The organism is Bacillus sp. FSL P4-0248 (assembly GCF_038593305.1).
GTDB lineage: Bacteria > Bacillota > Bacilli > Bacillales > Bacillaceae > Bacillus > Bacillus safensis.
In genome coordinates, this window is the sequence record NZ_CP151983.1 from 1,886,325 (window position 1) to 1,910,880 (window position 24,556).

The 24,556-nt window shown below is 40.9% G+C and carries 22 protein-coding genes and 1 other RNA gene; 6 read left to right on the forward strand and 17 right to left on the reverse strand.

What is annotated here, in order from left to right:
- Positions 1-1,143: a citrate synthase gene (gene mmgD / locus NST65_RS09415; RefSeq protein WP_046311463.1), complete on the reverse strand. Its 1,143-nt coding sequence runs from the start codon at positions 1,141-1,143 to the stop codon at positions 1-3.
- A gap of 168 nt (positions 1,144-1,311) precedes the next feature.
- Positions 1,312-1,851, reverse strand: a complete 540-nt coding sequence (locus tag NST65_RS09420) for a DUF420 domain-containing protein (protein WP_024422676.1) — start codon at positions 1,849-1,851, stop codon at positions 1,312-1,314.
- A gap of 198 nt (positions 1,852-2,049) precedes the next feature.
- On the opposite strand from NST65_RS09420, the gene NST65_RS09425 reads away from it, so the two are divergent.
- The gene (locus NST65_RS09425) at positions 2,050-2,562 is read left to right on the forward strand and encodes a GNAT family N-acetyltransferase (protein ID WP_029708157.1); all 513 of its coding nucleotides are present in this window, start codon (positions 2,050-2,052) and stop codon (positions 2,560-2,562) included.
- Between the two features lie 153 nt (positions 2,563-2,715).
- Here NST65_RS09425 and NST65_RS09430 read toward each other — a convergent pair whose 3' ends face one another.
- The 8 genes from NST65_RS09430 to NST65_RS09465 form a co-directional block, all read right to left on the reverse strand.
- Positions 2,716-3,537, reverse strand: coding sequence for a 3D domain-containing protein (locus NST65_RS09430; protein ID WP_024422678.1), 822 nt, complete (start codon positions 3,535-3,537; stop codon positions 2,716-2,718).
- A 234-nt stretch (positions 3,538-3,771) separates the two neighbouring features.
- A complete protein-coding gene (gene recQ, locus NST65_RS09435; RefSeq protein WP_046311465.1) occupies positions 3,772-5,574 on the reverse strand; it encodes a DNA helicase RecQ in 1,803 nt (600 codons plus the stop codon).
- 133 nt (positions 5,575-5,707) lie between these two features.
- Positions 5,708-5,893, reverse strand: a non-coding RNA gene (ssrS, locus tag NST65_RS09440) — 6S RNA.
- A 131-nt stretch (positions 5,894-6,024) separates the two neighbouring features.
- Positions 6,025-6,525, reverse strand: a complete 501-nt coding sequence (locus NST65_RS09445) for a TraR/DksA family transcriptional regulator (protein ID WP_111926555.1) — start codon at positions 6,523-6,525, stop codon at positions 6,025-6,027.
- A gap of 91 nt (positions 6,526-6,616) precedes the next feature.
- A complete protein-coding gene (locus NST65_RS09450; RefSeq protein WP_046311467.1) occupies positions 6,617-7,264 on the reverse strand; it encodes an SDR family oxidoreductase in 648 nt (215 codons plus the stop codon).
- 175 nt (positions 7,265-7,439) lie between these two features.
- Positions 7,440-7,778 carry a PH domain-containing protein gene (locus NST65_RS09455; RefSeq protein ID WP_024422682.1) on the reverse strand — a complete coding sequence of 113 codons (339 nt, stop codon included), beginning with the start codon at positions 7,776-7,778 and terminating at the stop codon, positions 7,440-7,442.
- A 278-nt stretch (positions 7,779-8,056) separates the two neighbouring features.
- Complete coding sequence (locus NST65_RS09460) at positions 8,057-8,194, reverse strand: DUF4025 domain-containing protein (protein WP_080701155.1); 138 nt, start codon at positions 8,192-8,194, stop codon at positions 8,057-8,059.
- 49 nt (positions 8,195-8,243) lie between these two features.
- Positions 8,244-8,456, reverse strand: coding sequence for a DUF6501 family protein (locus tag NST65_RS09465; protein WP_024422683.1), 213 nt, complete (start codon positions 8,454-8,456; stop codon positions 8,244-8,246).
- A 212-nt stretch (positions 8,457-8,668) separates the two neighbouring features.
- On the opposite strand from NST65_RS09465, the gene NST65_RS09470 reads away from it, so the two are divergent.
- The 4 genes from NST65_RS09470 to NST65_RS09485 all read left to right on the forward strand — a co-directional run bounded on the left by NST65_RS09470 (position 8,669) and on the right by NST65_RS09485 (position 14,044).
- Positions 8,669-10,153: an aldehyde dehydrogenase family protein gene (locus NST65_RS09470; RefSeq protein WP_046311469.1), complete on the forward strand. Its 1,485-nt coding sequence runs from the start codon at positions 8,669-8,671 to the stop codon at positions 10,151-10,153.
- 102 nt (positions 10,154-10,255) lie between these two features.
- A complete protein-coding gene (locus NST65_RS09475) occupies positions 10,256-12,130 on the forward strand; it encodes a prenyltransferase/squalene oxidase repeat-containing protein (protein ID WP_342488795.1) in 1,875 nt (624 codons plus the stop codon).
- Complete coding sequence (locus NST65_RS09480) at positions 12,123-12,944, forward strand: superoxide dismutase (protein WP_034280588.1); 822 nt, start codon at positions 12,123-12,125, stop codon at positions 12,942-12,944. Before NST65_RS09475 ends, NST65_RS09480 begins: the two co-directional genes overlap by 8 nt.
- 149 nt (positions 12,945-13,093) lie before the next feature.
- On the forward strand, positions 13,094-14,044 hold the full coding sequence (locus NST65_RS09485) for a bile acid:sodium symporter family protein (protein ID WP_046311474.1): 951 nt from the start codon (positions 13,094-13,096) through the stop codon (positions 14,042-14,044).
- 35 nt (positions 14,045-14,079) lie between these two features.
- Here NST65_RS09485 and odhB read toward each other — a convergent pair whose 3' ends face one another.
- From odhB to cdaS, 7 genes are all read right to left on the reverse strand, one after another.
- The gene (gene odhB, locus NST65_RS09490; RefSeq protein ID WP_046311476.1) at positions 14,080-15,336 is read right to left on the reverse strand and encodes a 2-oxoglutarate dehydrogenase complex dihydrolipoyllysine-residue succinyltransferase; all 1,257 of its coding nucleotides are present in this window, start codon (positions 15,334-15,336) and stop codon (positions 14,080-14,082) included.
- Between the two features lie 14 nt (positions 15,337-15,350).
- Positions 15,351-18,185 (reverse strand): 2-oxoglutarate dehydrogenase E1 component, encoded by a 2,835-nt coding sequence (gene sucA, locus NST65_RS09495; RefSeq protein ID WP_034280582.1) that lies wholly within the window; start codon positions 18,183-18,185, stop codon positions 15,351-15,353.
- 224 nt (positions 18,186-18,409) lie between these two features.
- Complete coding sequence (locus tag NST65_RS09500; RefSeq protein WP_046311478.1) at positions 18,410-20,326, reverse strand: VWA domain-containing protein; 1,917 nt, start codon at positions 20,324-20,326, stop codon at positions 18,410-18,412.
- A gap of 11 nt (positions 20,327-20,337) precedes the next feature.
- The gene (locus NST65_RS09505; RefSeq protein ID WP_034280579.1) at positions 20,338-21,216 is read right to left on the reverse strand and encodes a MoxR family ATPase; all 879 of its coding nucleotides are present in this window, start codon (positions 21,214-21,216) and stop codon (positions 20,338-20,340) included.
- Positions 21,217-21,305: 89 nt separating this feature from the next.
- Positions 21,306-21,884, reverse strand: a complete 579-nt coding sequence (locus tag NST65_RS09510) for a superoxide dismutase family protein (protein WP_034280578.1) — start codon at positions 21,882-21,884, stop codon at positions 21,306-21,308.
- Positions 21,885-21,962: 78 nt separating this feature from the next.
- Positions 21,963-23,282: a peptidoglycan endopeptidase gene (locus NST65_RS09515; RefSeq protein ID WP_041117706.1), complete on the reverse strand. Its 1,320-nt coding sequence runs from the start codon at positions 23,280-23,282 to the stop codon at positions 21,963-21,965.
- Positions 23,283-23,684: 402 nt separating this feature from the next.
- A complete protein-coding gene (cdaS, locus tag NST65_RS09520; protein WP_024422691.1) occupies positions 23,685-24,311 on the reverse strand; it encodes a sporulation-specific diadenylate cyclase CdaS in 627 nt (208 codons plus the stop codon).
- An 82-nt stretch (positions 24,312-24,393) separates the two neighbouring features.
- Between cdaS and NST65_RS09525 the strand changes: the two genes are divergently transcribed.
- Positions 24,394-24,519: a hypothetical protein gene (locus tag NST65_RS09525; RefSeq protein WP_008359993.1), complete on the forward strand. Its 126-nt coding sequence runs from the start codon at positions 24,394-24,396 to the stop codon at positions 24,517-24,519.
- Positions 24,520-24,556: the final 37 nt, after the last annotated feature.

Genomic DNA, 24,556 nt, shown 5'->3' on the forward strand with positions numbered 1-24,556 from the left:
TCATTCCCCCGTTTTTCCATCATCATTTGAAACCTTTAATCCTCTTGGCCCTAGATACCGGACTCTCGGTCTAAAAATGCGATTATGCAAATGCTGTTCAATCACATGTGCGGCTAATCCGCTAGCTCTTGCAGCAAAGAAAATGGGTGTATAAAGTGAAATGGGGATTCCGAGCACGTAATAAATCGGTGCAGCATAATAATCAAGATTTGGATAAAGGTTTTTCTGCTCTTTCATGTATGCCTCTCCTGCTACACACATGTCATATAGTGTTGTATCTCCCTTTGATTCCGTAAGCGTTTTCAATGAGCGTTTTAAAAGAGCGGCTCGCGGGTCCATTTTTCTCATGTATACCCTGTGGCCAAAGCCCATCATTTTTTCTTTTGCGGCTAATTTTCGTTCAATGAGCGCAAGAAATCCTTCTGTTGTTTTTCCTTCAAGAAGCATGTGCATGACAGCTTCATTTGCTCCTCCGTGGAGGTCACCTTTTAATGAAGAGATCGCTCCAGTAAAAGCACCATACATGTCAGAATGCGTGGATGCAATCACTCTAGCCGCAAATGTTGAATTCGGTAGCTCATGTTCGCTATATAATGTGAGTGTTTGGTCAAAAGCGGTAATTTCGTCTTGTGCCGGGGTGCGTCCTGTTAACATGGATAAAAAGTTTTCAGTGTAGGATTTGGACTGATCTGGAGAAATAGCGGCGTCTTTTGTGAGAATATAATAGCTTCCAGCAACAATGGCCGGCAGCTGGCCTAATAATCGAACTGCACGCCTTACTTGGCACGCTTCAGATCGATCATGTAATGCGTCATCATACCCTGCAAGAGCAGATAAGCACGTTCTCATCGCATCCATAGGGTGAGTGGTTTTTGGCAGATTCGTTAATATGGTTTGAATGGTTGGATGTAAGCTCGTTTGTGAGGATATATCTTGCTGAAATTGGTGATATTCCATCTGATCTGGTAATCTTCCATAAATAAGCAGATAGGCTGTTTCTAAATATGTCTTGTTTTGTGCCAGCTCAATGAGGTCGTACCCGCGAATCACAATTTCCTCTTGCTCCACATCTAAGTATGATATGGATGTTTCGCTTGCCACAATGTCTTCAAGCCCCGGTTTATACTGCAATTGTTCAGTCATCATATAACCCCCGTTTCGTCCAATTGTTGATCTCCAAACGAGCAAACGGCCAAAAATGATGTGAATCTATAGATGGGAAGATACCGTGCTAGTCGGATACCCAATTTCCATTCTATCCAAAGCACTTCATCTTGTAAATAAAAGAACGTATGTCCAGTTGGACATACGTTAGCTGTAATATGGAGAAATCATGATATAGACAATGACGCCAGTGAGACTAACATAGAGCCAAAGCGGCATCGTCCAGCGGGCAATCTTACGGTGACGCTCGACCTGCATCTGTGCGCCTCTAAATAGTGTAATCAGTGCAAGCGGTACAATAATAGCTGAGAGTACAATATGTGTAATCAAAATAAAGAAGTAAATCGGACGGATGATCCCTTCTCCTCCGAAGTGTGTATCAGCTGCCATTGAATGATATGTCACATAGGAAATTAAAAAGACAAGTGTTGTTGAAAATGCAGCAAAGATAAATCGTCTATGTGCTTTAATGTTCTTTTGTTTAATCATAATGAGTGCTGAAAGTAAGAAGATAAACGTAAAGCTGTTCATCACGGCATTCAGTAACGGCAGAAATGTAATATCCAGATGACTAAATTTATCTGTTTTTGGCATTAAAAATAATAAAGCGATTAATCCGTTTATGGCAATTGTTAAAATGACAACAATGCCGGTGAAATTTTTCGGTTTTTGATTCTGTTCGTTCATGTTTGAAAACCTCTCTTTATTAGTTCCGACTAAGAGTATGTTATTTAACTTTCTCTATAAAGTCAATGAATTCGCTGTCTTCGTCGAATTTTAGACAAACTTGCCGATTACTGGCGTTTTAACGGGTTGAAAGATTCATCCACTTCCTTTAAAATTGGAATTTATGTGATTTTTATCATTTCTTATATGAAAGGAGTAATGGACTTGTCAATCTTACAGGAAACACCCAAAGATGTGAAGGCGTTAGAGCAAGAATTACAGCAATTGCAGTTCCAAATGTATCGAATGCAAGAAAATATGAAAGATATTTCGAAAAAGGCAAAGATCATTGGCATTGATCAGGCGAAAGAAGATGAATGGATGATTGTCTCTGCCATTGAAAATGCTGATACATGTAAAATCATGCTGACTGATTGTGAAAAAGCTTTTCGCGGACAATCTGATTTTTCCTTAATTGCGGAATATCCTGAAGAAGGAAAGATTCATATTGCTGATATAAAAGGCCCTCCCGATAATGGGTACGGCTCAATCTGTATGAAGCATTTAAAAGAAATCGCAAGAGAGCAGAACATCCCAGTCATCACAGGTGACCTCGTCAAAAGAGATTGGAATCATGTGGACCGCTTGATTCATTTTTATGAAAAGCATCAATTTGATGTCCAAATCAATTGGAAAGAACAAAGCGGAGAAATTTATTGGGTGGACAGCTAACGACAAAAAACCAGCGTGTAAGATGGAATATACGCTGGTTTTTGTCGAAAATGCAAATTTTTCTGAAAAATGTGTGTTTTTTTGACCAAAAAAAGGGTACAATAAAAGCATCAGGCCGCCACCTGATGCTTTCTTCCAAAAAACAATAAGTTACTAGTTAAGTACTTTTACTTTGACTGATTTTACGCCCCAATTTTTTGCTTGGGATTTGCTTGGTACATGAACATCAATTTTGTTACCTTTAATTGCGCCGCCAGTATCTGCTGCGATGGCTTCACCGTAGCCTTCAACATAAACCTTACTTCCTAATGGAATGACATTAGGATCTACTGCAATCACTTTCGCATTTGGGTTTTTATTTAAGTTTACCCCTGTTGCAGTGATACCTGAGATGCCACCATCATTTGCTGTATAAGCCGTAGCCGTTACAGTCATTTCTTTTTGTACACTTTGACTAGCAGAAGATGATTCTGCTTTAGCTGTTTCCTGTTTAGGAGCAGCTTTTTTCGGTGCTTCCTGTTTAGGAGCAGCTTTTTGTGTTGTTTGCTCTTTTTGGACAGGCTCCTGTTTTTGTACAGGCTCTGAGCTTACCGGAGCTGAGCTTTGACCAGCAACACTTAGTGTTGAACCAATCATAATTATATCTGAGTTTAAGTTATTCCAAGACTTAATATCGCTAATTGACACATTGAATTTTTGAGCGATTTTCCAGAGGCTGTCCCCCTTCTGGACTTTATACTGCTCCTGAGTTTTCTCTTTTGAAGAGATTGTCAATTTATCACCTACATAAATCATGTCTGTTGATAAATTGTTCCAACCCTTTAGGTCCTTTAGAGACACATCATTTTTTTGAGAGATTCCCCAAAGTGTATCACCTTTCTTCACAGTGATTTCCTTTGCAGAAGCTTGCTGTGCTCCAAATGCTGTTGTAGAGATTGCTGCAACAGCAACCAAGGACATAATAGTCTTCTTCATAAAGTAAATCCTCCCTTGTTAGCTTTTTATGGCGGCTAACGAGTGCTATCGTAACATATGTAAATGTCAATTCAATAACAAAACGATATGTTTTAGATTACAGTTCCTTTACATGAAACATCTCTCTCCATTGGTAAATCAGACCACAAAACAGCTCGATTACCCACCATATCAAGGTTTTGAAAGGATCAGAAACCTCCTGTTGAAAACGTGTCCAAACGCAGCGAAAAAAATTTATTTTTCTTCTTCAACCTCTTTATTTTTTTCTTTTTCTATAAATAAACGGATTTCTTCTAAAAAAACATCCCCGTATTTCTCTCTTTTTTGAGCGCCTATTCCCTTAATATGGAGAAGTTCTTCTTCTGTTTTAGGCTGAACGGCTGACATTTCCTTCAAGGTTTGATCAGAAAATACAACAAATGGCGGAACACCCTGCTCTCTCGCCAGCTTCATTCTCACCGCTCTCAGCTGCTCAAATAATGCATCGTTTTCTTGAATCGCCTCTCTTTTCACTGCCTGTTTTTTATACACAGCCTCTTGCCCGACTAACACTTTCTTTCCTTTATGTGTCACTTTTAATGTTGGATAAGCTCCTTCAGACATGTGCAAATACTCTTCTGTAATTAAAAATTCGATGAAATCACTGATTTGCTGGGCTGATTGCTGCTTCATTAAAGCGTATGTAGGAAGACGGTCGAAACCGAGGTCAAGTACTTTTTTATTTTTAGAGCCTGCCAGTACTTGAGCAATCATCATTTTTCCAAACCGCTCGTTCATTCTAACCGTACACGATAAAACCATTTGCGCTTCTCGAGTGACCTCTTCACGCTCTCTTTCATCAAGGCAATTGCTGCATTTTTGGCAAGGGGTACTTGCTGATTGATCAAAGTAGTCCATCACAAATTGCTGCAGACATTGCTCAGTGTGACAGTAATCGACCATTTGCCTTAGTTTAAGCAGTTCATGCTGATAGCGCACTTCATCTTCTGTTGACTGTTCAATGAGGAATCGCTGCATTCGTACGCCCTGCGGCGAGAACAGTAAAATGCATTCACTTTGGAGCCCGTCTCTGCCGGCGCGTCCAGCTTCTTGATAGTAGCTTTCAATATCCCTTGGAATTTGATGATGAATCACAAAACGGACATTTGATTTATTAATTCCCATGCCAAATGCAGATGTAGCGACCATAACCTGGATGTCATCATTTAAAAACAGGTTTTGCTGCTCTTCTCTTACATTGTCATCTAACCCGCCATGATAAATGCCAGCTTTGATCTTTTGTTTCTTTAGCCGATTGTAAATGTTTTCGGCTTCTTTTCTTGTAGCAGTATAGATAATGCCGGACTCAAGTTTATTTTTCTTCATATAATGTGTGATAAAGCGGTCACTATTTTCTCCTTTGACCACCTGAAAAGATAAATTTTCTCTAGCAAACCCAGTAAAAATGGTTTCTTCTTCGTTCATGCCAAGCTGTTCACATATATCTCGGTGGACCTTTTTCGTGGCTGTAGCAGTTAATGCGACAATCACTGGTCTTTTTGTCAGCTGATTTAAGCATTCTTGAATAAACCGGTAGCTTGGCCTAAAATCATGCCCCCACTCAGATATACAGTGCGCTTCATCAATTGCAATTAAAGGGATCGTTAACCGATCAAGCAGCTGAAAAAAACGCTCATTTTGTAAACGTTCAGGTGTGATATAAAGCAGCTGATATTCCCCATCTTCACATTTTTTCAGCCTTTTATTCATTTCAGCTGCGGAAAGTGTGCTGTTTAAAAAGGACGATCGTATGCCCATCTCATTTAGCGCATCGACTTGATCTTTCATTAAAGAAATTAGCGGGGATACAACGATCGTTGTTCCTTCCATCATCAGGGCAGGAATCTGGTAGCAAACCGATTTCCCTCCGCCTGTCGGCATAATACAGACGGTATCCTTCTGTTTGTTTACAATCGATTCAATGGCTTGTTTCTGTCCCTGCCTAAATGCGTCAAAGCCAAAGTATTGTTTCAGGAGTGCTTCTGCTTGTTCTAACATCCAATTCCCTCTCCGTCTTTTGTTTTGTCTATTTTAACATACATTCATGCCTCTTCCGGCCGACTGTGCAATTTCGTTTTTTCACAAAATAAAAAGCCATTTTCCGCAATGGAAAATGGCTTGAATCATCCTAGGAAAAGCTGCGGATGCCGTAATCTAAGTAAGAAAGTTTTAAACCACCACTCCTCAAAGTGGGTGTTTGCAGAAACGTTCCTGTCTTCCTCGCTAAGGAGGCATGACATTCCGGCTTCAATATAAAACTCCCTATTACAGCTTAAAGGTTAAAACTTAATTAACATTACGCGCATCGCAGCCTTTAAACTATATTACACGAAAGTTTATTAAATTTCAAGAGATCTTTTTTCTATGAAATACTCATGTATACAAGTTATTTGTTCATGTGTACATAAGAAAAAATTATTCTGAAAAAATTAACCTTCGCTTATGATCCTATTTTTCCTCATCTACATCAACATCCTGCTCTTCCTCTAATCTTTCATACGTATCTGAATGCATCTGATCCATTGTTTCTCTATTTGTTAAATCGCGCATTTGATCGGAGAATGAACGGTCAAATTCGTTTGGATCTTGAGTGTTTTCTTCATTTTTCTTTGCATCGATTGAATAACGTGTATATGGAACTGCTTTTAAACGCTCGTATGGAATCTCTTTCCCCGTTTTCTCACATATCCCATATGTTCCGTCTTCCATTCGTTTCAGTGCTGCATCGATTTCACCTTCAAGCTGATCATCGACTTGATCCAGCGTTTGTTCTGTCATGCGGTCTAAATAGATGCTCCCATGATCAGCGATATGATTTCCAACACCATTTGAAATCTCACTCGATTCAACGAGCATCGATTCTTCTTTCTTTTTTGATCCCTTCACATCTTCTTTTAATTGAATCAATCTTTCGTATAAATCAGCTTGTTGTTCTTTCGTTAAGCCCACGGTCAATCACTCCTTTCTCATTACCTTCCCGCTGAAAGGGAAAAGAAAACATCAAAAAAGCCGCCGCCTCTTTGGCAGCAGCTTTCTTTTCTTACAGATGGCGAAGTGCTTCTTCTACTGATTTTCCGCCTTTCATCAAGTCGAAGGACTTATTTTTCACATTGGATTCTGTTAAGCTCTCCACAAGAACAATGGCTACGTCCTCTCTTGAAATCTCGATGTTTTGATCATCTGGAATATGTTCGGCAGCTTCAATCTTTCCTGTCTTCTCCTCATGCAGCAAGGCACCTGGGCGGACAATCGTATAGGAAAGACCAGACTGTCTTAAGTGCTCATCGGCTTTTCTTTTTGCTTCATAATAGGTTTCCATACTTCCTTGCCCTTTTCCTTGGTTCGGATCATCTGCATTATAGGCACTAAGCATAACAAAATGCTGGATGTTTTCTTTTTTCGCTGTATCAACGAGGCGTTTTGCACCTTCTTGATCGACCGCAATGGTCTTATCTGCCCCTGTTTTTGAGCCTGAACCAGCTGCAAAGATGACAGCGTCTGCTTGTTTTACAGCATCTGTCACATCTTTTTCAAGATCACCGATGACAGGTGCTGCACCAAGTTCCTTTAGTGCATCAGCTTGTTTTTCATCTCGAATGAGAGCAAGCGGCTCATGTCCTTTTTCTTTTAAATAACGAACGACAAGTCTGCCTGTATGTCCATTTGCTCCTGCAACTAACACTTTCATTGTTCATTCTCCTTTCTGTATCTGTTTCATCTTTATCCTTTTTTGCTATCATTCAAACACTTAAGCAGAAAAAAGCCCTTCCCATCAGATGGGAAGGACTTAGCAATGTGCGATCTATAAAAATAAGAACGAAGAATGAGAAAAGTGCATATGATCTATGTAATCGCAAGATTGATCAGCAAAGATGTTTTGTCAAAATGGCTTGCACATCACTCAAATCCGTCTCTTTGGAAAAGTCGAGTTCAAATACTTTTGAGCTTGTGACAAGCAGCATACCTGTGTCCTGATCAAACACGCCAGCTTCTTGTATGGCAAAACTTTCAATTGATCGATACGGCAAGGAGACCCTGACTTTCTTCTTAGAAAATACGCGGTTATCGCCAAAGATCAGTCGTTTATTGGTAAAGCAAATTTGGTCGTGACGCAGTCTGTAAACAGCCTCAATTCTTTCCCCTTCAATCAATAAGGATTCGAATTTCTTATCATTTTGTTTACTGACAGAAAAAATACCCACGTAAACCCCCTCTTCCTGCATCAAATTCCTTTATGACAAAACGGCCACACGGCTCTGTGGGTACGTTTTATTCTCACTTATAGAATACGCTATAAATGGTCGTTATTCCATTACGAATAGATTAAATTTCATTTAACTTTTTCTTTTTGATCCGATGCTCTTTCCTCTACTTATTTAGACTGTTAAAGCAGGAAAAAAGTTTCAGTTCTTTTCGAGAAAAAATGCTGCTTCATTCCAATAAAAAAACAGTGATTATGCAAATCACTGTTTTTAAATGACTATTCGTCTTTTGGTGTATCAATGGTTCCCTCGGCATACACGTCGGAAATCTGTTCAAGCGTAATTGCCATATCAGCGTCCTCATGTTCATGCCAAGCATGTTGACTTTTCTGCTCGTCATTTTGCTGCTTTTTCATCATCATCACCCTTTACTGTTTTTCTTAGTATGAGTGATGGTCCTCAAAATCATTCAGCTGAAATATCTTCGAAATACTCCTTGTAATACCCGCCTACTTTACCCGTATTGTCAACGACAAACAGAAATTCTTCTGTTTCATTTTTCACTTCATATGTGCTTCCAACCGTTAATGCCCGATCGACCATATATTTTTTCGCATTTGTATGTACACATTTTACTTGTTTTAACGTTTGAGCCGTTTGCCAGTTTTGATGGATCATGATTTAAAAACTCCTTTTTTCATCTATACATTTATTGTAGCCAAATTTTCGCGAAATGCAATGAGTGTTATGGATTGCTTTCAAACATGTCGTGTAATATGATTAATGTATACGTTTACATCTTTGTGCGTATAAAGTTTCGTTGCATGTCCGCTTTTCCCACCTAGAACTCGCAGAAAACAATCCATATCTTTAAGGAGGTTTGTTTATTTATGAGCTCTACAACACTTCAAATTAGTTCAAAACTCGAATCTTTTCTCCATGGGACGAAAAAACTCTACATTAATGGTCAGTTTGTCACAAGTCACGATAACAAAACCTTTGCTACTCCTAACCCAGCCACAGGCGAAACCCTTATTGATGTTTATGAAGCAGGTGCAAAAGATATTGATGAGGCAGTAAAAGCTGCAAAAAAAGCCTTTCATGGTCCTTGGCGCTCCATGTCTGCCGCTGAACGCGCCCGCCTCATGTTCAAGCTTGCTGATTTAATGGAAGAAAATCAGGAAGAGCTTGCACAGCTAGAAACTTTAGATAACGGAAAACCAATTAATGAAACAACAAATGCAGATATCCCCCTCGCTATAGAGCACATGCGCTATTATGCGGGCTGGACGACAAAAATGAATGGACAAACCCTTCCTGTCAGTCAAGGATATTTTAATTATACCCGACATGAGCCGGTTGGTGTTGTAGGACAAATCATCCCATGGAACTTCCCTCTGCTCATGGCTATGTGGAAAATGGGCGCCGCACTTGCAACAGGGTGCACCATCGTTTTAAAGCCAGCCGAACAAACTCCACTCTCTGCTCTTTACTTAGCAGAATTAGTGGACAAAGCCGGCTTCCCAGAAGGCGTGATTAACATCGTTCCTGGATTTGGCGAAACAGCCGGAGAAGCCTTAACTGATCATCCTGACGTGAACAAGCTGGCCTTCACAGGGTCAACAAGTGTTGGGAAATTAATTATGGAGAAAGCGGCTAAAACCATTAAGAGGGTCACATTAGAGCTTGGCGGAAAATCACCGAATATTATTTTACCTGATGCCGATTTAAAGAAAGCCATTCCAGGTGCTTTAAATGGCGTCATGTTTAACCAAGGCCAAGTATGCTGCGCGGGTTCCAGAGTCTTTGTTCATCGGAGCCAATATGATGAAGTGGTCGATCAAATGGCCAAATATGCAGGATCCCTCAAGCAAGGCGCTGGTCTTCATCAAGATACGCAAATTGGACCTCTTGTAAGTAAAGAACAGCACGAACGCGTGTTAGGCTATATTGAAAAAGGTAAATCCGAAGGGGCAACAGCCGTTGTCGGGGGCGATTGCCCTTATGAGGCTGGCTATTTCGTCTCCCCTACTATTTTTAAAGATGTAGAAGATGAAATGACCATTGCTAAAGAGGAAATCTTTGGACCTGTCTTATCTGCCATTCCTTACGATTCCATTGATGAAGTGGTTGAACGAGCCAACCAGTCTGAATATGGATTAGCAGCAGGACTTTGGACAGAAAACTTAAAGCATGCCCATGATATCGCTGCACGTCTTGAAGCAGGAACGATTTGGGTCAACTGCTATAATGTCTTTGATGCCGCCTCCCCGTTTGGAGGATATAAGCAATCAGGTCTTGGCAGAGAAATGGGATCATATGCCCTTAACAACTATACAGAAGTCAAAAGTGTATGGATTAATCTCCAAGACTAATGACGTCAAAAAAGCCGGTGACCGTGTCATCGGCTTTTTTGTGTTTGCATGTGACAGGCCGGCTCCTGAATATAGTATGAAAGGGAAGGAGCATGGCCGCATATGCAAGATTTTAAATTGAAAGTAAACGAATTTATTGAAGAATTGAACATGCAAATGCAGCGAAGACAACGAGAAGATGGCGCCTTTGTTTTCTGCTTTGAAGGTCCAATGATGACAAATGCTTTTTTGATTATGCTGTTAAAGGCTGTCGGCGATACGGATCAAGCTTTCGTTGATCAATTAGCAGAAGCGATACGCGAAAAGCAAAATGAGGATGGGTCTTTTTCTTTGTATCATGATCAAACGGGACATGTAACAGCTACTGTGCAGGGCTATTGCGGAATGCTCGTTTCAGGCAGGTTTCAACAAGATGAGCCTCATATGGAAAAAGCAGCGCAATATATTCGATCAAATGGCGGATTAAAGAACGTTCACTTTATGACAAAGTGGATGCTCGCCGTCAACGGCATGCACCCTTGGCCGTACTTCTATGCACCACTTTCCTTTTTACTCATCCCTACATACTTTCCACTTCACTTCTATCATCTTAGTGCATATGCAAGAATTCACTTTGTGCCAATGATGATTGCACTCAACAAACGATATACTTCTCATGAGAAATTTCCAAGCCTAGCACACCTTGATGCAAACATGTCTAAGAATCCATTTGACTGGTTTATGGCAAGAGAAGAACGTTCCACTCATCACTTTCTGACTTACATGCGATCGTATACAGCACTCGACAGCCGGCTGGACTTTTTCGGATATGAAGCAGCAAAGCGATATATGTTTGACCGCCTCGAAAAAGATGGCACACTGTACAGCTATTTAAGTGCAAGTATTTTTATGGTCTATGCACTGATGAGCCTTGGATACTCCCCGGGACATCATCTCATTTTAAAAGCAGTCAAAGGCATGAAAAAGCTAGTCACAAACTGTCAGGGCAGAATGTATGCAGAAAATTCCACATCCACAGTTTGGGATACAGCACTTGTCAGTTATGCTTCTCAAAAAGCTGGCAAAAAACAAGAAGACCCAGTCATCACAAAGTCTTTCTCATACTTACTGAACCGGCAGCAAATGAAGAAAGCAGACTGGGCGATCCATAACCGGCATGCTGCTCCGGGAGGCTTTGGTTTTTCAGATATCAACACGAATAATCCTGATTGTGATGATACGCAAATTGTCTTAAAAGCCATTCCTCGAACGTACGCACCAGTTCAGTGGAATCGAGGATTCAATTGGCTTCTTTCCATGCAAAACCGTGATGGCGGGTTTTCTGCTTTTGAAAAAAATCAAGATCACTTCCTGCTTCGACATCTGCCGCTTGAATCTGCGGAGGATGCAGCTATTGATCCATCGACTCCCGATATTACAGGCCGCGTGCTTCATCTCATGGGTCTTGAAGAGAAAAACATGTCACCGCCTATTCACAGGCAAAAAGACCAATGTGTCAAATGGCTCCTAAATCATCAAGAGAAAAATGGATCATGGTTTGGCAGATGGGGTGTTTGCTATATTTATGGAACGTGGGCAGCATTAACAGGTCTAAAAGCTGCCGGCATCCCCTCCACCCATCCTGCTGTCCAAAAAGCATGCCGATTTTTAAAGCAGATTCAACGAGAAGATGGCGGCTTCGGAGAATCATGTAAAAGTGCAGAGGTAAAAACGTATGTCCCCCTCCCGTTTGGCACAGTGGTTCAGACGGCTTGGGCAGCAGAGGCACTTTTACAATATGAGAAGCCCGATGACAAAACGATTTTAAAAGCCATCTCATTTTTGATCCATCATCAGCACACGAGTGAAGCCTTGCACTATCCAGTAGGCATTGGCCTGCCAAAGCAATTTTACATCACTTATCATAGCTACCCATTTGTCTTTCCGATGATGGCTTGTTCCACATTTTTAGAAGAAATGAGGCGTAAGAATGAATAAGGAAGAGTACCGTTTGCAGCTCAAAGAGTGGCTTAGCTCCATTCAACCCGCGATTCAAGATGACAACATCCGTCAGAAAGTAGACCATTTATGGTTCTCAATGGATGATGAACATTCCAGTGAACAAGAGTGGTACGAACTGGCAGAACGTATTGCTGAGGACATGAACCCACAAGAAGACATGCGAGAGGTAGCAGCTGGAAGTCACAAGTTACCTCCTCTCCCTTACCGGTATGATGCACTAGAACCGTTTATTTCAAAAGAAATTATGTATTTGCATCACCAGAAGCATCATCAATCATATGTAGATGGTTTGAACCAAGCTGAGCTTGCATTAAAAAATGCAAGAAGAACCAATGATTTTAAAATGATTAAGCATTGGGAACGGGAGCTTGCCTTCAATGGTGCGGGGCACTATTTACATTGTATTTTTTGGTTTTCCATGAGTCCTTCAGGAAAACGAAAGCCCACTGGACAAATGCTTCGTCTCATTGAACAATCGTTTGACAGCTATGATGCATTTAAATCTCAATTTTCAGCAGCGGCCAAACAAGTAGAGGGTGTTGGCTGGGCCATTCTCGTATGGGCGCCCAGATCTCAGCGATTAGAGATTTTACAAGCAGAACGCCATCAATTTTTGTCACAATGGGACGTGATCCCCCTTCTAGCCCTTGATGTATGGGAGCACGCCTACTACCTTCAATATCTGAATGAAAAAGCGAAATACGTAGATCGTTGGTGGAGTGTAGTCGACTGGCGTGAGCCAGAAGCTAGGCTTAAGCAGGCACAACAAGTGAGATGGACCCCTTTTTAAAACGATGCTCCATATAGGCCAATGCTTATATGGGGTATTTTTAGTTTACATAATTTTATTATTAACACCTTTATAAAGAATGGGTTGTTTTTTCAGAAAATTCGTTTAAAATAGGAAAGATATGTGAGGAAAGTGAGATGAAGCAATGAATGAACATTCTTTTAACCATTAGTCAATTTGCAGGAAGAACCTTTGCAATCTGGGTCATTATCTTTGCATGTCTTGGATTTACTTTTCCTGACGTATTTTCTCAGATTGGACCGTATATCCCTTTTTTATTAGGTGTCATTATGTTTGGGATGGGGCTTACGTTATCTGGTGAAGATTTTAAGGAGCTTTATCGTAAACCTCTCTATGTGTTAATCGGGGTTTTGGCGCAGTACACACTCATGCCGCTGATCGCCTTTCTATTAGCTTACGGATTACGGCTGCCATCTGAAATTGCTGTAGGCGTTATTCTTGTGGGCTGCTGCCCGGGCGGTACAGCATCCAATGTCATGACCTTCTTGGCAAAAGGCAATATGGCATTATCCGTAGCGGTCACAACTATATCGACCCTTCTTGCTCCCTTTTTAACGCCTCTCTTTATCTATATTTTTGCAAGATCATGGTTACCTGTATCACCGGAGGCATTATTTTTGTCCATTGTCCAAGTTGTGCTAATTCCTATTATCCTAGGTGTTATCGTTAAGGTATTTTTCAAAAAACAAGTAAACTATGCAGTTCAAGCATTGCCGCTTGTATCTGTTGCTGGAATTGTGTTGATCATTGCAGCGGTTGTCAGTGCAAATAAAGAGCAGATTCTTCAATCTGGATTACTGATATTTGCCGTTGTTATATTACATAATGGACTTGGTCTCTTATTTGGTTACCTGATCGCAAAGTGGTGCAGAATGGATATTCCTTCTCGTAGAGCGATCTCGATCGAAGTAGGCATGCAAAACTCCGGGCTCGGTGCAGCGCTAGCAACAGCACACTTCTCACCGCTCGCAGCCGTACCAAGTGCAATTTTTAGTGTGTGGCATAATTTATCTGGTTCCTGGCTTGCGACGTATTGGTCAAAACGAGGACAACATGACAGTGAAAAGAAAAAAAGCTAGCACCTTAACAGGTGCTAGCTTTTTATAATTGAAGATTAACCTTCAAGTAATAGCTGCTCAGGATCTTCAAGCAGATTTTTAATCGTAACGAGGAATCCAACTGCTTCTTTACCATCGACAATACGGTGGTCATAAGAAAGAGCTAAATACATCATCGGACGGTTCTCAAAACGTTCTTCATCAATCGCCACAGGACGAAGCTGAATTTTATGCATCCCTAAAATTCCAACTTGCGGACTGTTTAAAATCGGAGTTGATAGCAGAGAACCAAATGTTCCGCCGTTTGTGATCGTGAATGATCCACCTTGTAACTCATTAAGAGACAATTTGTTATCTCTTGCTTTTTTCGCAAGATGACCAATTTCTTTTTCAATCCCCGCAAATGACAATCTGTCTGCATCACGGACAACCGGTACGACAAGTCCTTCGTTTGCAGCAACAGCGATGCCGATGTCATAGAATTTCTTCAAGACAAGCTCATCACCTTGAATTTCTGCGTTAAGCAGCGGATATTTCTTCAGTGCTGCTACAACTGCTTTTGTAAAGAAGGACATGAAGCCAAGCTTGACATCATTTTGTTCTAGGAAGGCATCTTTACGACGCTTTCTTAAATCCATCACAGCTGTCATATCGACTTCATTAAATGTCGTCAGCATCGCAGCCGTTTGTTGAACTTCAACTAAACGTTTTGCAATTGTTTGTCTGCGGCGTGACATTCTTTCACGTTCAATAGGCTTTCCTGTTTGTTCAGTTTGCACCGCAGCATTTGCTTTTGGCGCGGCTTTCGGTGCACTTGCAGGTGCTTCATTCTTTTGATAAGAAGCGACATCCTGCTTTCGTACCCTGCCCAGCGGATCTACGGTTGGAATCTCAGATAAGTCTAACCCCTTCTCTCTCGCTAATTTTCTAGCTGCAGGAGAAGCGATAGTTCTGCCATTACCAGCTTTCGGCTCTTCTTTCACTGCTTCTTCTTTTTGAGCAGCTGCCGGTTCTTCTTTCGAAGCTGGTGCAGAAGCTTGCTCAGGTGCTGGAGCTGCGGACTCGCTTCCGCCAGCTTCACCTGCTGCAATCGTTCCGATGACCTCTCCAACTTGTACAGTGTCACCAGAATCTTTCAGTACTTCTTTTAATACACCAGATTCTTCAGCAGTCAGTTCGACATTGACTTTATCTGTTTCAAGTTCCAGCAGGTACTCCCCCTGCTCCACATAATCGCCCGGCTGCTTTAGCCATTGAGCAATCGTTCCTTCCGAGATTGATTCCGCTAATTCAGGTACTTTAATTTCCGCCATTTTTCATTTCCCCCTTAGTTTTTGCGAGTCAAGCTATCAGATACAATTCGTTCTTGTTCTTTTTTATGCACAGTTGGATCACCCTCAGCCGTACTTGAACGTCTTCTTCGGCCGATGTAACGTACTTTTACTTTTTCAGGTGCAATTTCACGTAAATATGGCTCAATGTATCCCCAAGCTCCCATATTTTGCGGTTCTTCTTGCACCCATACGATTTCTTCTAAGTTTGTCAGCTTTGTTAAAATTCCTTTAATATCTTTGGCTGGGAACGGATATAGCTGTTCCACTCTTGCAACGTGAAGCCAATCTTTCGGCTCTTCCATTTGAGTAAAACGATCACTAATATCAATGGATACCTTCCCGCTAGATAGCACGAGACGCGATACTTTTTCGTGATCATGTACAAGACCCGGCTGTTCAAGAACTGGACGGAACTGTCCATCTGTTAATTCTTGGACTTCAGACAATGTGTTCGGGTTACGAAGCAGACTCTTCGGTGTCATAATGACAAGCGGACGAATCTCTTCACGAAGCAGCATTTTCGCCTGTCTTCTAAGAATATGGAAATATTGCGCTGCACTAGTCAGGTTCGCAACTGTCCAGTTATTCTCAGCAGCTGATTGCAGGAAGCGTTCTGTTCTTCCACTTGAATGCTCAGGACCTTGTCCTTCATATCCATGCGGCAGCAGCATGACTAAACCTGATTTTTGTCCCCATTTTGCACGGCCAGCTGAGATAAATTGATCGAAATACACTTGAGCCGCATTTGCGAAGTCTCCGAATTGAGCTTCCCAAATCACTAACGTTTCAGGAGAATAGACATTATAACCATATTCAAACCCGATGACTGAGCCTTCTGACAGTGGACTGTTATGGACTGTAAACGATGCATTCGCATCACTTAGTTCATGAAGAGCAATAAATTCATCTCCCGTTTGACTGTCGTGAAGAACAAGGTTTCTTTGAGCAAAAGTACCACGCTCTGAATCCTGTCCGGTCATTCGAATTGGCGTACCGTCTTTTAATATAGATGCAAATGCGAGTGCTTCCCCAAGTGACCATTCTACTTTACGGTCATCTGTAAACACTTTTGCACGTTTTTCAAGGATCCGCTTCAGCTTACCAAATACTTGGAAATCATTCGGCCAGCTGATCAATTCTTCATTCAGCTTTCTGAGTACATCAAATTCTACTGATGTATCAACTGCTGGGAAGCCGTTTGATACAGGCTCTGGCAGTTCGATTTCTTGAATCGTATGCTCTTTCTTTGAAGGCACCTTTTTATAAGCTTCTTCTATTTTTGCTGTCACAGCCTGCTCGATTTCTTCACGCTGCTCTTTTGTCAAAAGACCTTCTGAGACAAGTTTATCTGCAAAGATATTCTTGACCGTTTTGTGCTTTCTGACCGCATCGTACAGCATTGGCTGAGTTGTAGAAGGCTCATCCATTTCGTTATGACCGTATCTGCGGTAACCGATCAAGTCAATAAGGAAATCCTTCTTGAAGCGTTTGCGGTATTCTACAGCCAGCTGAACAGCCGCTAAACACGCTTCTGGATCATCTGCATTGACGTGAACAATAGGGATCTCAAATCCTTTTGCAAGGTCACTCGCATATTTCGTCGAGCGGGATTCATTGCTTTCTGTTGTAAACCCGATCATATTGTTGGCAATAATATGGATGGTTCCGCCTACTTGATAGCCTACAAGTTGGCTTAAATTTAATGTTTCTGCCACAATTCCTTCTCCAGGGAATGCTGCATCCCCATGAATTAAGATGGCTAACGCTTTTTCAACGTCTTGAACTGGATAGCCTTTTTGAGTACGTGATTCCTGAGCGGCACGCGTGCTTCCTTCAATGATTGGATCAATGAACTCCAAGTGACTTGGGTTATTAGCAAGCGTAACTCTCGCACTCTTTGTATCTTCGTCTTTGATTTGACGGTCAGCTCCAAGATGGTACTTAACATCCCCTGTCCATCCGTAGCTGATGCCAATAGAGCCTTCTGATGGAACGAGCTCTTTATTTGGCGCATGCTGGAATTCTGAGAAAATGATCTCATATGGCTTTCCTAACACATGTGCTAATACATTTAAACGGCCTCTGTGTGCCATTCCAATGTTAATATTTGAAGTCCCTTGTGTAACAGACTCTGAAATAATTTCATCAAGTACTGGGACAAGTGCGTCTAAACCTTCTATAGAGAAGCGCTTTTGCCCAACAAATGTTTTATGAAGAAACTGCTCGAACTGCTCAACTTCTGTTAATCTCTTGAAAACAGAAACTAATTTATCTGCTGGTTTTTTCTTAAATAGTTCACCAGATTCAATTGATTTTGAGAGCCAGTTTCGCTCTTCGAAGTCATGCACGTGATCAAACTCAAATGAAATGGTACGTTTATACGTATTTCTCAAATGGTTAATGGCTTCTATGCCGTTTGAAATGTGTTTTGGTGCATCCGGACTAATAATAGATATCGGAATATTCTTGACATCTTCTTCTGTTAAACCGTACTCCTTTAAAGGAAACAGCTCTTGTAATTCCTTTTCTTTGCGAAGAGGATTGACGGAAGCATTTAAATGGCCATACGTTCTGATGTCTTCTGCCAGTTTAACGACTGATGCTATCTTTTGGATTTGTTCAGAAGTAACTACGCTATTTTCTTTTTTCCCAATTTCCTCCTTCATTTCACTCGGTGGTGCACCAAGTTCATCAAATATGCCTCTTAGATCTTCATCAACACTAGTAGGATCCTGGACATACTGATCGTAGAGCTCGAGCACATAGCCGAGGTTCGGACCATGAAATTCTTCCCAACTCAACGGTTGTTTCACATCATTTTGAAACATTTTGAACACTACCCCCAACTTTGATCATCAAGTGATTGAACACTATCTCGATATAACTTCCAGAACACAATGACCAAATTTATGTAATAAAACGCTTCCAATAATATTCTACCACTGTTTTGGATTACTTTCTACATTCTTTGTTCAATTAAAGATAAAAAATTCACAGAAAAACAAAAAATTTAAATCATTCCGAAAAATAATTTGAAGAAAGGGGCAAAACCTTATGCCCCAATGCTTTTATGCAGCAGTTTCTTCAGTAATGGATATAAAACATCTGGCAATGTATCGACATCTGGTACAAAAATGCTGAACTTGCCATACATATCTTGAATGGTTTTCATCTGTGCTTCTTCTATCGGCGAATTGGATAAAAACACATTGATCACCTCAATGCCCTTTTTCCTCGCTTCAAGAACTGCTTCATGTGTATCGACAATCCCATTTTGTTCGTAGCTGAACGCAGCTGGCTCTCCGTCTGAAAAGACAATCAGAAACTTTTGCTCTTCTCTTCGCTTTAAAATCATCTTTGTCATTTGGCGGATCGCATAGCCATCCCGGTTATCCTCTTCTGGCTCAAGAGACATAATAGAAGGCCCTGCGTCAAATAGAGAATCTTTGAACGACACAACTGTGTTGAAGTAGTTTGGCTGACTTGTTTCTGTTGCGTCGTTTGTATCTTCCCAAAACCCAACAATTTGATGTGGGACTTGCACGGATTTTAACGCTTCATGAAAGAGAACAATGCCTTTTTTCGTCTCATCCATCTTGTCAAACATGCTCGCTGAACAGTCTACTAATAAGGTGAAAACAGCATCAATCTGAGAAGACGGTGCCTGTTTTTTATAGAAAAGACGCGGGTTAGACTCTGTAAAGTAGCGAATCAGCTTTTTACTGAGACGTCCTGCATGAAGGTCTGTTTTAGGCCATGATTTTTTATGTTCAAGTGTTTTTTGGATCATTTGTTTTAAGCGTTTCTGATAAGGCTCAATTTCCTTCGCATGCTGCTTGTAGGCATCGATTTGTTCTGGCTTAGGAGGATCTGGTGAAATCATGACTGGAAACGCATATTTGTTTTCTTTTCCATTCTCATGACCATCTGCTCCGCTTTCTTCACCTTCAGCCTCTTCCAGCGCTTCAAGCTTTGAATAATCTTTTCGGTGTGTTTGCTTTGCAGAGCCTTGGACAGTACCGAGTGCCTGATCTCCGTCATCACCTTCTCTTGCCGCATCCTTACCAAGATCACTTTTACCGCCGTGCTCTAAATCAAATTGAAGGAAGCTTTTGGATGGCGCTTCGGTTTCTCGATGCCACACTTCCATATACTCTTGGTGAATGTCTTCATCGCCTTCTTTTTCTCGGTCGACTTTGATGTCCTCACTTAATGTAGGTTTTCTTTTTAAGTCATGGAACAGCGGTTCTTTTGCCGCTTGTTCATAGTCCAATTCAGGGAAGAAAAAGTACGTATTCAGCATATCCTTTTCAAGCAGTTCATCGAACCCTTCCATCAATTCTTTGACAATAGCTGCGATGTCTGCAGTTGAACCCGCATCATATACACGTTCAAGACTTGACTCAATAAACGGAATCATCGGGTTGATCTGCTCATGAAGAGGCGGAATCTCTTCGAGCGGAGAATCAGCTGTCAGCTTCAGATAAATCGCACAAAAGAGTGCATCTGTTAAAATACTTCGTTCTTGGTTAATCGTTAATTGTGTCTTAAAGTGACGCCGGTACAGCTCTCTTCTTCGTTTAAATACCTTTTTTGTTCCTGGGCGGTCATGCTTAATCCGCTCTTCAATCCGGATATCTTCAAACAGCATAAACAATTGTTTACATACATCAGGAATGGATAATGTATGAGCAAAGCGAATGATCTCCTGAAATACCGTAAGATCACTATAAACCGTGCCTACTGCACGAAGGAACACATCACTTTTCAGCCCTGCTAGCATATCTTCTTGTTTACGATCATCCCAAAAATGACTGATGAAAATTTTCTTTTCAAACGGTTCATAGTAGGACTGCACACCGTATTCAAGCTCGACATCATCACTTTTTGCTAACGTTTTGGCTAAATCCGTTAATTCCATAAATAAAAATGAATCGATTCTGCTGTCATTAAATTTGATGAATTTCAAAAGTTAGAACCTCACTCGAATAATGTTTGGGCGATATTTCTTACCGCTGCTTTTTCCCGGTCATCTTCCAGCTTTTCAACAATGCCTCGTTCAACGGCACGAAGCGGCGGGATGTATTGCGCAAGATCACAAGTATCTAGAAGCGCGCGGATGGATGCTGCTTCTTCACTCACCTGTCCGTTATGAGCTTGTGTAATAAGGTCTGATGAGAGCTGAACGAATTGATCAATTAACCGCTCATCCTTTAAAACAGATTGAGATTGCAGTACATCTTTCAGGATACCGCCGCCGATATATGGAACGTCAATGACCACAAAACGGTTTTTTAACGCTTCATTTAGAGGCACTGTGCCGACATATCCTTCATTGATTGCCGCAATGACCCCAAAGCCTTCTTCTGCTTTAACAACCTCACCTGTAAATGGGTTTGTCATCATTTTTCTGTAATCGAGTACACCATTTAAAATAGGCAGTGTTTCTGGCTTCGCCATGTTGATTTCATCAATATATAAAAGATGGCCTTTTTTCATTGCTTTTGTCACAGGTCCTTCAATGAATTCAATCGAAGCCACCTGACCATCATTGTGGATGGTTTTATAGCCAATCAAGCTTTCAGCATCAAGATCAACCGAGCAGTTCACACTGTGCATCGGCTGCTGAAAGAAAGCGGATAATGTTTCTGCTAGTTTTGTTTTACCTGAGCCGGTCGGTCCCTTTAAAAGAACGTTTTTTCCTAGTGCTAATGCAATCATGGCATCTTGAATGATAGAAGTATCCTGTGATTCATAGCCGCCTGTTCCAATAAGTGGACGAAATTCTTCTTCCAGCACTTTTGCTTTTGCTTTAATCATTGCTTGAATTTCTTCTGGGAGTGATTGTTCGTTAAACATGTATGATTAATTCCTCTCTTCGATCATTTTCCTCACCAAGTATACTAAAAAAACCTTTATGCACTCAATACATAAAGGTTAGACTTCTGTTATTTTGCCATTTCTTTTGTTATCGCTCCGCAAGCGATACGTTTTCCTGAGTTACCAGAAGGGTTACTTAAGTAATCATCTGCTTCTGCATGAATGATAAAGCTTCGCCCATTTTGATCGATTAATTGATTCGGGCCTCCCTTTAACATCACATCTGGTACATTCACGACAACATCAATTTGTCCATCTGCTCCCACCTCTAAATTAGGCATATCTCCAGCATGGTGCCCCTTTGGATTGTCAAAACCATGCTCTCTATGGGTTGGATTAAAGTGAGCTCCTGCCGTTTCAAAATCTGGCGTTTCACATATTCCTGTTTCATGAATATGAAAACCGTGAGGACCTGGTGGCAGCCCTTTCGCTTTCACATGCAGATCCAGCCCATTTTCTGAGGACTCTCTTATTTCAATGCTTCCTATTTTTTGCCCGCTTTCGTTTATGAGTGGCGTCGTGACTGGTGCTTGTTTAGGTGCTGAAACTTCGCTTGTTTCTTCGGTCGTTTCTTTTTTCGGCGGTGCATGACATGCTGATGCGGTAAAGATCAAACATATCATGATCATCCACACTGACTTTTTCATTTATGACTGCCCCCTTTTGTTATCAGTATGGACAATCACAGCAGCAGGCAAACAAAAAAAGCCGAAAATCGGCTTTTTTTAGAAGAAACGTTTTGCACCTAAGTAGGCTTTTTTCCAATATGGGTTGCTTAAGTTCGAAATTCCTACTCCATTGTCACTTGCATGAAGGAAATCTCCTCCGCCAAGGTATAGTCCCATATGAGAAGGGCCTGCTTTGTACGTTGTAAAATAAACAAAATCTCCAACTTGTGGTGTGCTTACAGGAGTCATCATATTCCAGTAGCCAGCTGTGCTTAATCTGGATACAGATGAAACTTTGTTAATGAGATAGTAAACAAAGCCGCTGCAGTCAAATCCTGCTGGTGTATTACCGCCCCATCTGTAAGGAACGCCTGTCAGCTTTTTCCCCTCTTGAATCATTGTCGTGATCTTTGCATTCATTGGTACATCATTTTTGTTATTGTCGACTGGCTTTGTTGAACCGTTAGACGTAGAACCATTCGATCCAGTTGAACCGGAAGCTGCACCATTGATTTTTAATACTTGTCCAATTCTAAGCACATCACTTTTTAAGTTGTTGGCTGTGCGGATTGATTGAACCTGTACTTTGAATTGATTCGCAATTTTCCATAACGAATCACCTGATTTTACAGTATAAGATGTTGTTTTCCCGCTAGAAGACTGGTTACTGTTTGAATTGCTTGGTTTAGTAGGTTTCGGCTGACTTGGTTTTGATGCAGCCGTCCCTTTTACTTTCAATACTTGATTCGGATAAATCATATCAGATTTTAATCCGTTCAATGTTTTGATTTCACCAATCGACATATTTAGCGAATTCGCAATTTTCCAAAGTGAATCCCCTAATTTAACCTTGTATGTACTTGATGATGAACTATTTGAATTCGTTGTCTTATTGCTTGAGCTGGAATTTGAAGATGAGTTTGAATTTGATGACTGGTTTCCGCTCGTCTTCGTGCTGCCAGATACCTTTAGCTTTTGACCAGGACGAATCAGGTCGCTGTTTAAGCTGTTTAGGCTTTTTAAGCTCGCAACTGACATTTTATGATTTTTTGCAATCAGCCATAAAGAATCGCCAAGCTTTACAGTATAGCTGGAAGTCTTTGAAGCACTTGATTTCGTTGCTTTTGACCCTGTTGATGAACTGGATTTCTTGCTTTTTTCGCCAGGAATTTTCAAGCTTTGTCCTGCAAAAATCATTGTCGTTTTTAATTGATTAAGAGATTGAAGCTCCGAAATACTTGTATTGTACTGTTCGGCAATCTTCCAAAGTGAGTCACCGCTTTTCACCTTGATCGTCTGTGCTTCTGCCGGTGCAGCAAACACAGCTGAGCCAGCGATCGCTGAAACTGTGAGGCCGGTTACTACTTTTTTCTTCATAGAGGAATCTCCGCCTTTCATGATTTTGTTCAATAAGACTTATGTACTAGTTTTGAGTTTAGCATTTAATGGTTCTGCTTCTCTTGCACTATTTTATCTTTATTTCTATTATATTACTCGACATGAAGACGTTGGGCAATAACAAATAGGCTAAAGCAGCCAACTCAAAATGCTAAAACAAAGCCATATCGTTTCTATCGGCTGTTTGTTGTATTTATAAACATTTTTTAAGGAATTTTTAAGTTGACGTTTAGAAATTTGTCAAAACAAGCACGCTGCTAGTTTCATAGTTCTATTCTACATGACAAATTTTTCTGTATCAAATGACTTTTTACTTAATTGGCTGATTTTTCTCCGCAAATAAAAAAGCATCCTTCCTAATGAAGAATGCAGCGTTCGTTATTATTTTCTTATTTCCGGATCTTTTACGGTAAGCGGGTAAAGCACGCCTTCTTTCGCAAACGACATTTTTCCCGTTTCTTCTGACACGACAAGAACAAGTGCATCGGTCATACCAGAGAGTCCGATCGCTGCCCTGTGCCTTGTGCCAAGCGAAGGACTCACTTTTTTTGATGTAAGCGGCAGCACATTTGCAGCAGAGACAAGTGTATTTTCTTTGACTAAAAGTGCACCGTCATGCAGTGGATTTCCCGGATAGAAAATGCTTTCTATTAAGGAAGCACTAATTTTCGCATGAAGGTTTGTCCCTTTTTGAATAAAATCCTCAACCTCATCGCGTCTTTGAATCACAATGAGTGCTCCATGCTTTTGTTTTGATAAATTCTCAATGGCTAAAGAAAATTGAGCAAATCCTGGTGTGAATTCTTCCATATACGCTTGTAAATAAAACGACGAGGCCTCTGCATGCATTTCATTAAACTGATCATGCAATGCTTCGAGATCACAAAGTAAACACTGCTCTGTTTCATCAAGAGAATCAATGATGTCACTTGCATCCTTCATAATGTTCATCAAATGTGTTCTCATACCGGCTTTAAATATCACTTCTTCGTTCGTCCGATGGATCATCTGACCTTTTCCCTCCTTCTTTCGCTTGTTGTTATAAAATAGCAAATTGTGCACATTCTATTTGTATGGAGGTGAGCTTAATATGACCATTCAGAAAATCATCCAATATGCTTGCAGCATTTTAGGTGTTGTCAGTCTTTCTTTTATTTATGCCCAAATGTTTAAAAAAACGAAGCCATCTAAGAAAAATAATCCGACGGAGAATTGATTTTTTTACATAGCGTGGTATAATTCCTCTCGTTATT

What these genes read in the sequence shown, in the direction of transcription:
- NST65_RS09480 (WP_034280588.1), top strand. Translation starts at nt 12,123, where the DNA reads ATGAATAAGGAAGAGTACCGTTTGCAGCTCAAAGAGTGGCTTAGCTCC.
- NST65_RS09420 (WP_024422676.1), bottom strand. Translation starts at nt 1,851, where the DNA reads ATGAACGAACAGAATCAAAAACCGAAAAATTTCACCGGCATTGTTGTC.
- NST65_RS09465 (WP_024422683.1), bottom strand. Translation starts at nt 8,456, where the DNA reads ATGATCCATCAAAACTGGCAAACGGCTCAAACGTTAAAACAAGTAAAA.
- odhB (WP_046311476.1), bottom strand. Translation starts at nt 15,336, where the DNA reads ATGGCGGAAATTAAAGTACCTGAATTAGCGGAATCAATCTCGGAAGGA.
- sucA (WP_034280582.1), bottom strand. Translation starts at nt 18,185, where the DNA reads ATGTTTCAAAATGATGTGAAACAACCGTTGAGTTGGGAAGAATTTCAT.
- NST65_RS09475 (WP_342488795.1), top strand. Translation starts at nt 10,256, where the DNA reads ATGCAAGATTTTAAATTGAAAGTAAACGAATTTATTGAAGAATTGAAC.
- NST65_RS09450 (WP_046311467.1), bottom strand. Translation starts at nt 7,264, where the DNA reads ATGAAAGTGTTAGTTGCAGGAGCAAATGGACATACAGGCAGACTTGTC.
- NST65_RS09505 (WP_034280579.1), bottom strand. Translation starts at nt 21,216, where the DNA reads ATGTTTAACGAACAATCACTCCCAGAAGAAATTCAAGCAATGATTAAA.
- NST65_RS09510 (WP_034280578.1), bottom strand. Translation starts at nt 21,884, where the DNA reads ATGAAAAAGTCAGTGTGGATGATCATGATATGTTTGATCTTTACCGCA.
- recQ (WP_046311465.1), bottom strand. Translation starts at nt 5,574, where the DNA reads ATGTTAGAACAAGCAGAAGCACTCCTGAAACAATACTTTGGCTTTGAC.
- NST65_RS09515 (WP_041117706.1), bottom strand. Translation starts at nt 23,282, where the DNA reads ATGAAGAAAAAAGTAGTAACCGGCCTCACAGTTTCAGCGATCGCTGGC.
- NST65_RS09430 (WP_024422678.1), bottom strand. Translation starts at nt 3,537, where the DNA reads ATGAAGAAGACTATTATGTCCTTGGTTGCTGTTGCAGCAATCTCTACA.
- mmgD (WP_046311463.1), bottom strand. Translation starts at nt 1,143, where the DNA reads ATGACTGAACAATTGCAGTATAAACCGGGGCTTGAAGACATTGTGGCA.
- NST65_RS09485 (WP_046311474.1), top strand. Translation starts at nt 13,094, where the DNA reads ATGAACATTCTTTTAACCATTAGTCAATTTGCAGGAAGAACCTTTGCA.
- NST65_RS09470 (WP_046311469.1), top strand. Translation starts at nt 8,669, where the DNA reads ATGAGCTCTACAACACTTCAAATTAGTTCAAAACTCGAATCTTTTCTC.
- NST65_RS09525 (WP_008359993.1), top strand. Translation starts at nt 24,394, where the DNA reads ATGACCATTCAGAAAATCATCCAATATGCTTGCAGCATTTTAGGTGTT.
- cdaS (WP_024422691.1), bottom strand. Translation starts at nt 24,311, where the DNA reads ATGATCCATCGGACGAACGAAGAAGTGATATTTAAAGCCGGTATGAGA.
- NST65_RS09425 (WP_029708157.1), top strand. Translation starts at nt 2,050, where the DNA reads ATGGACTTGTCAATCTTACAGGAAACACCCAAAGATGTGAAGGCGTTA.
- NST65_RS09460 (WP_080701155.1), bottom strand. Translation starts at nt 8,194, where the DNA reads ATGAAAAAGCAGCAAAATGACGAGCAGAAAAGTCAACATGCTTGGCAT.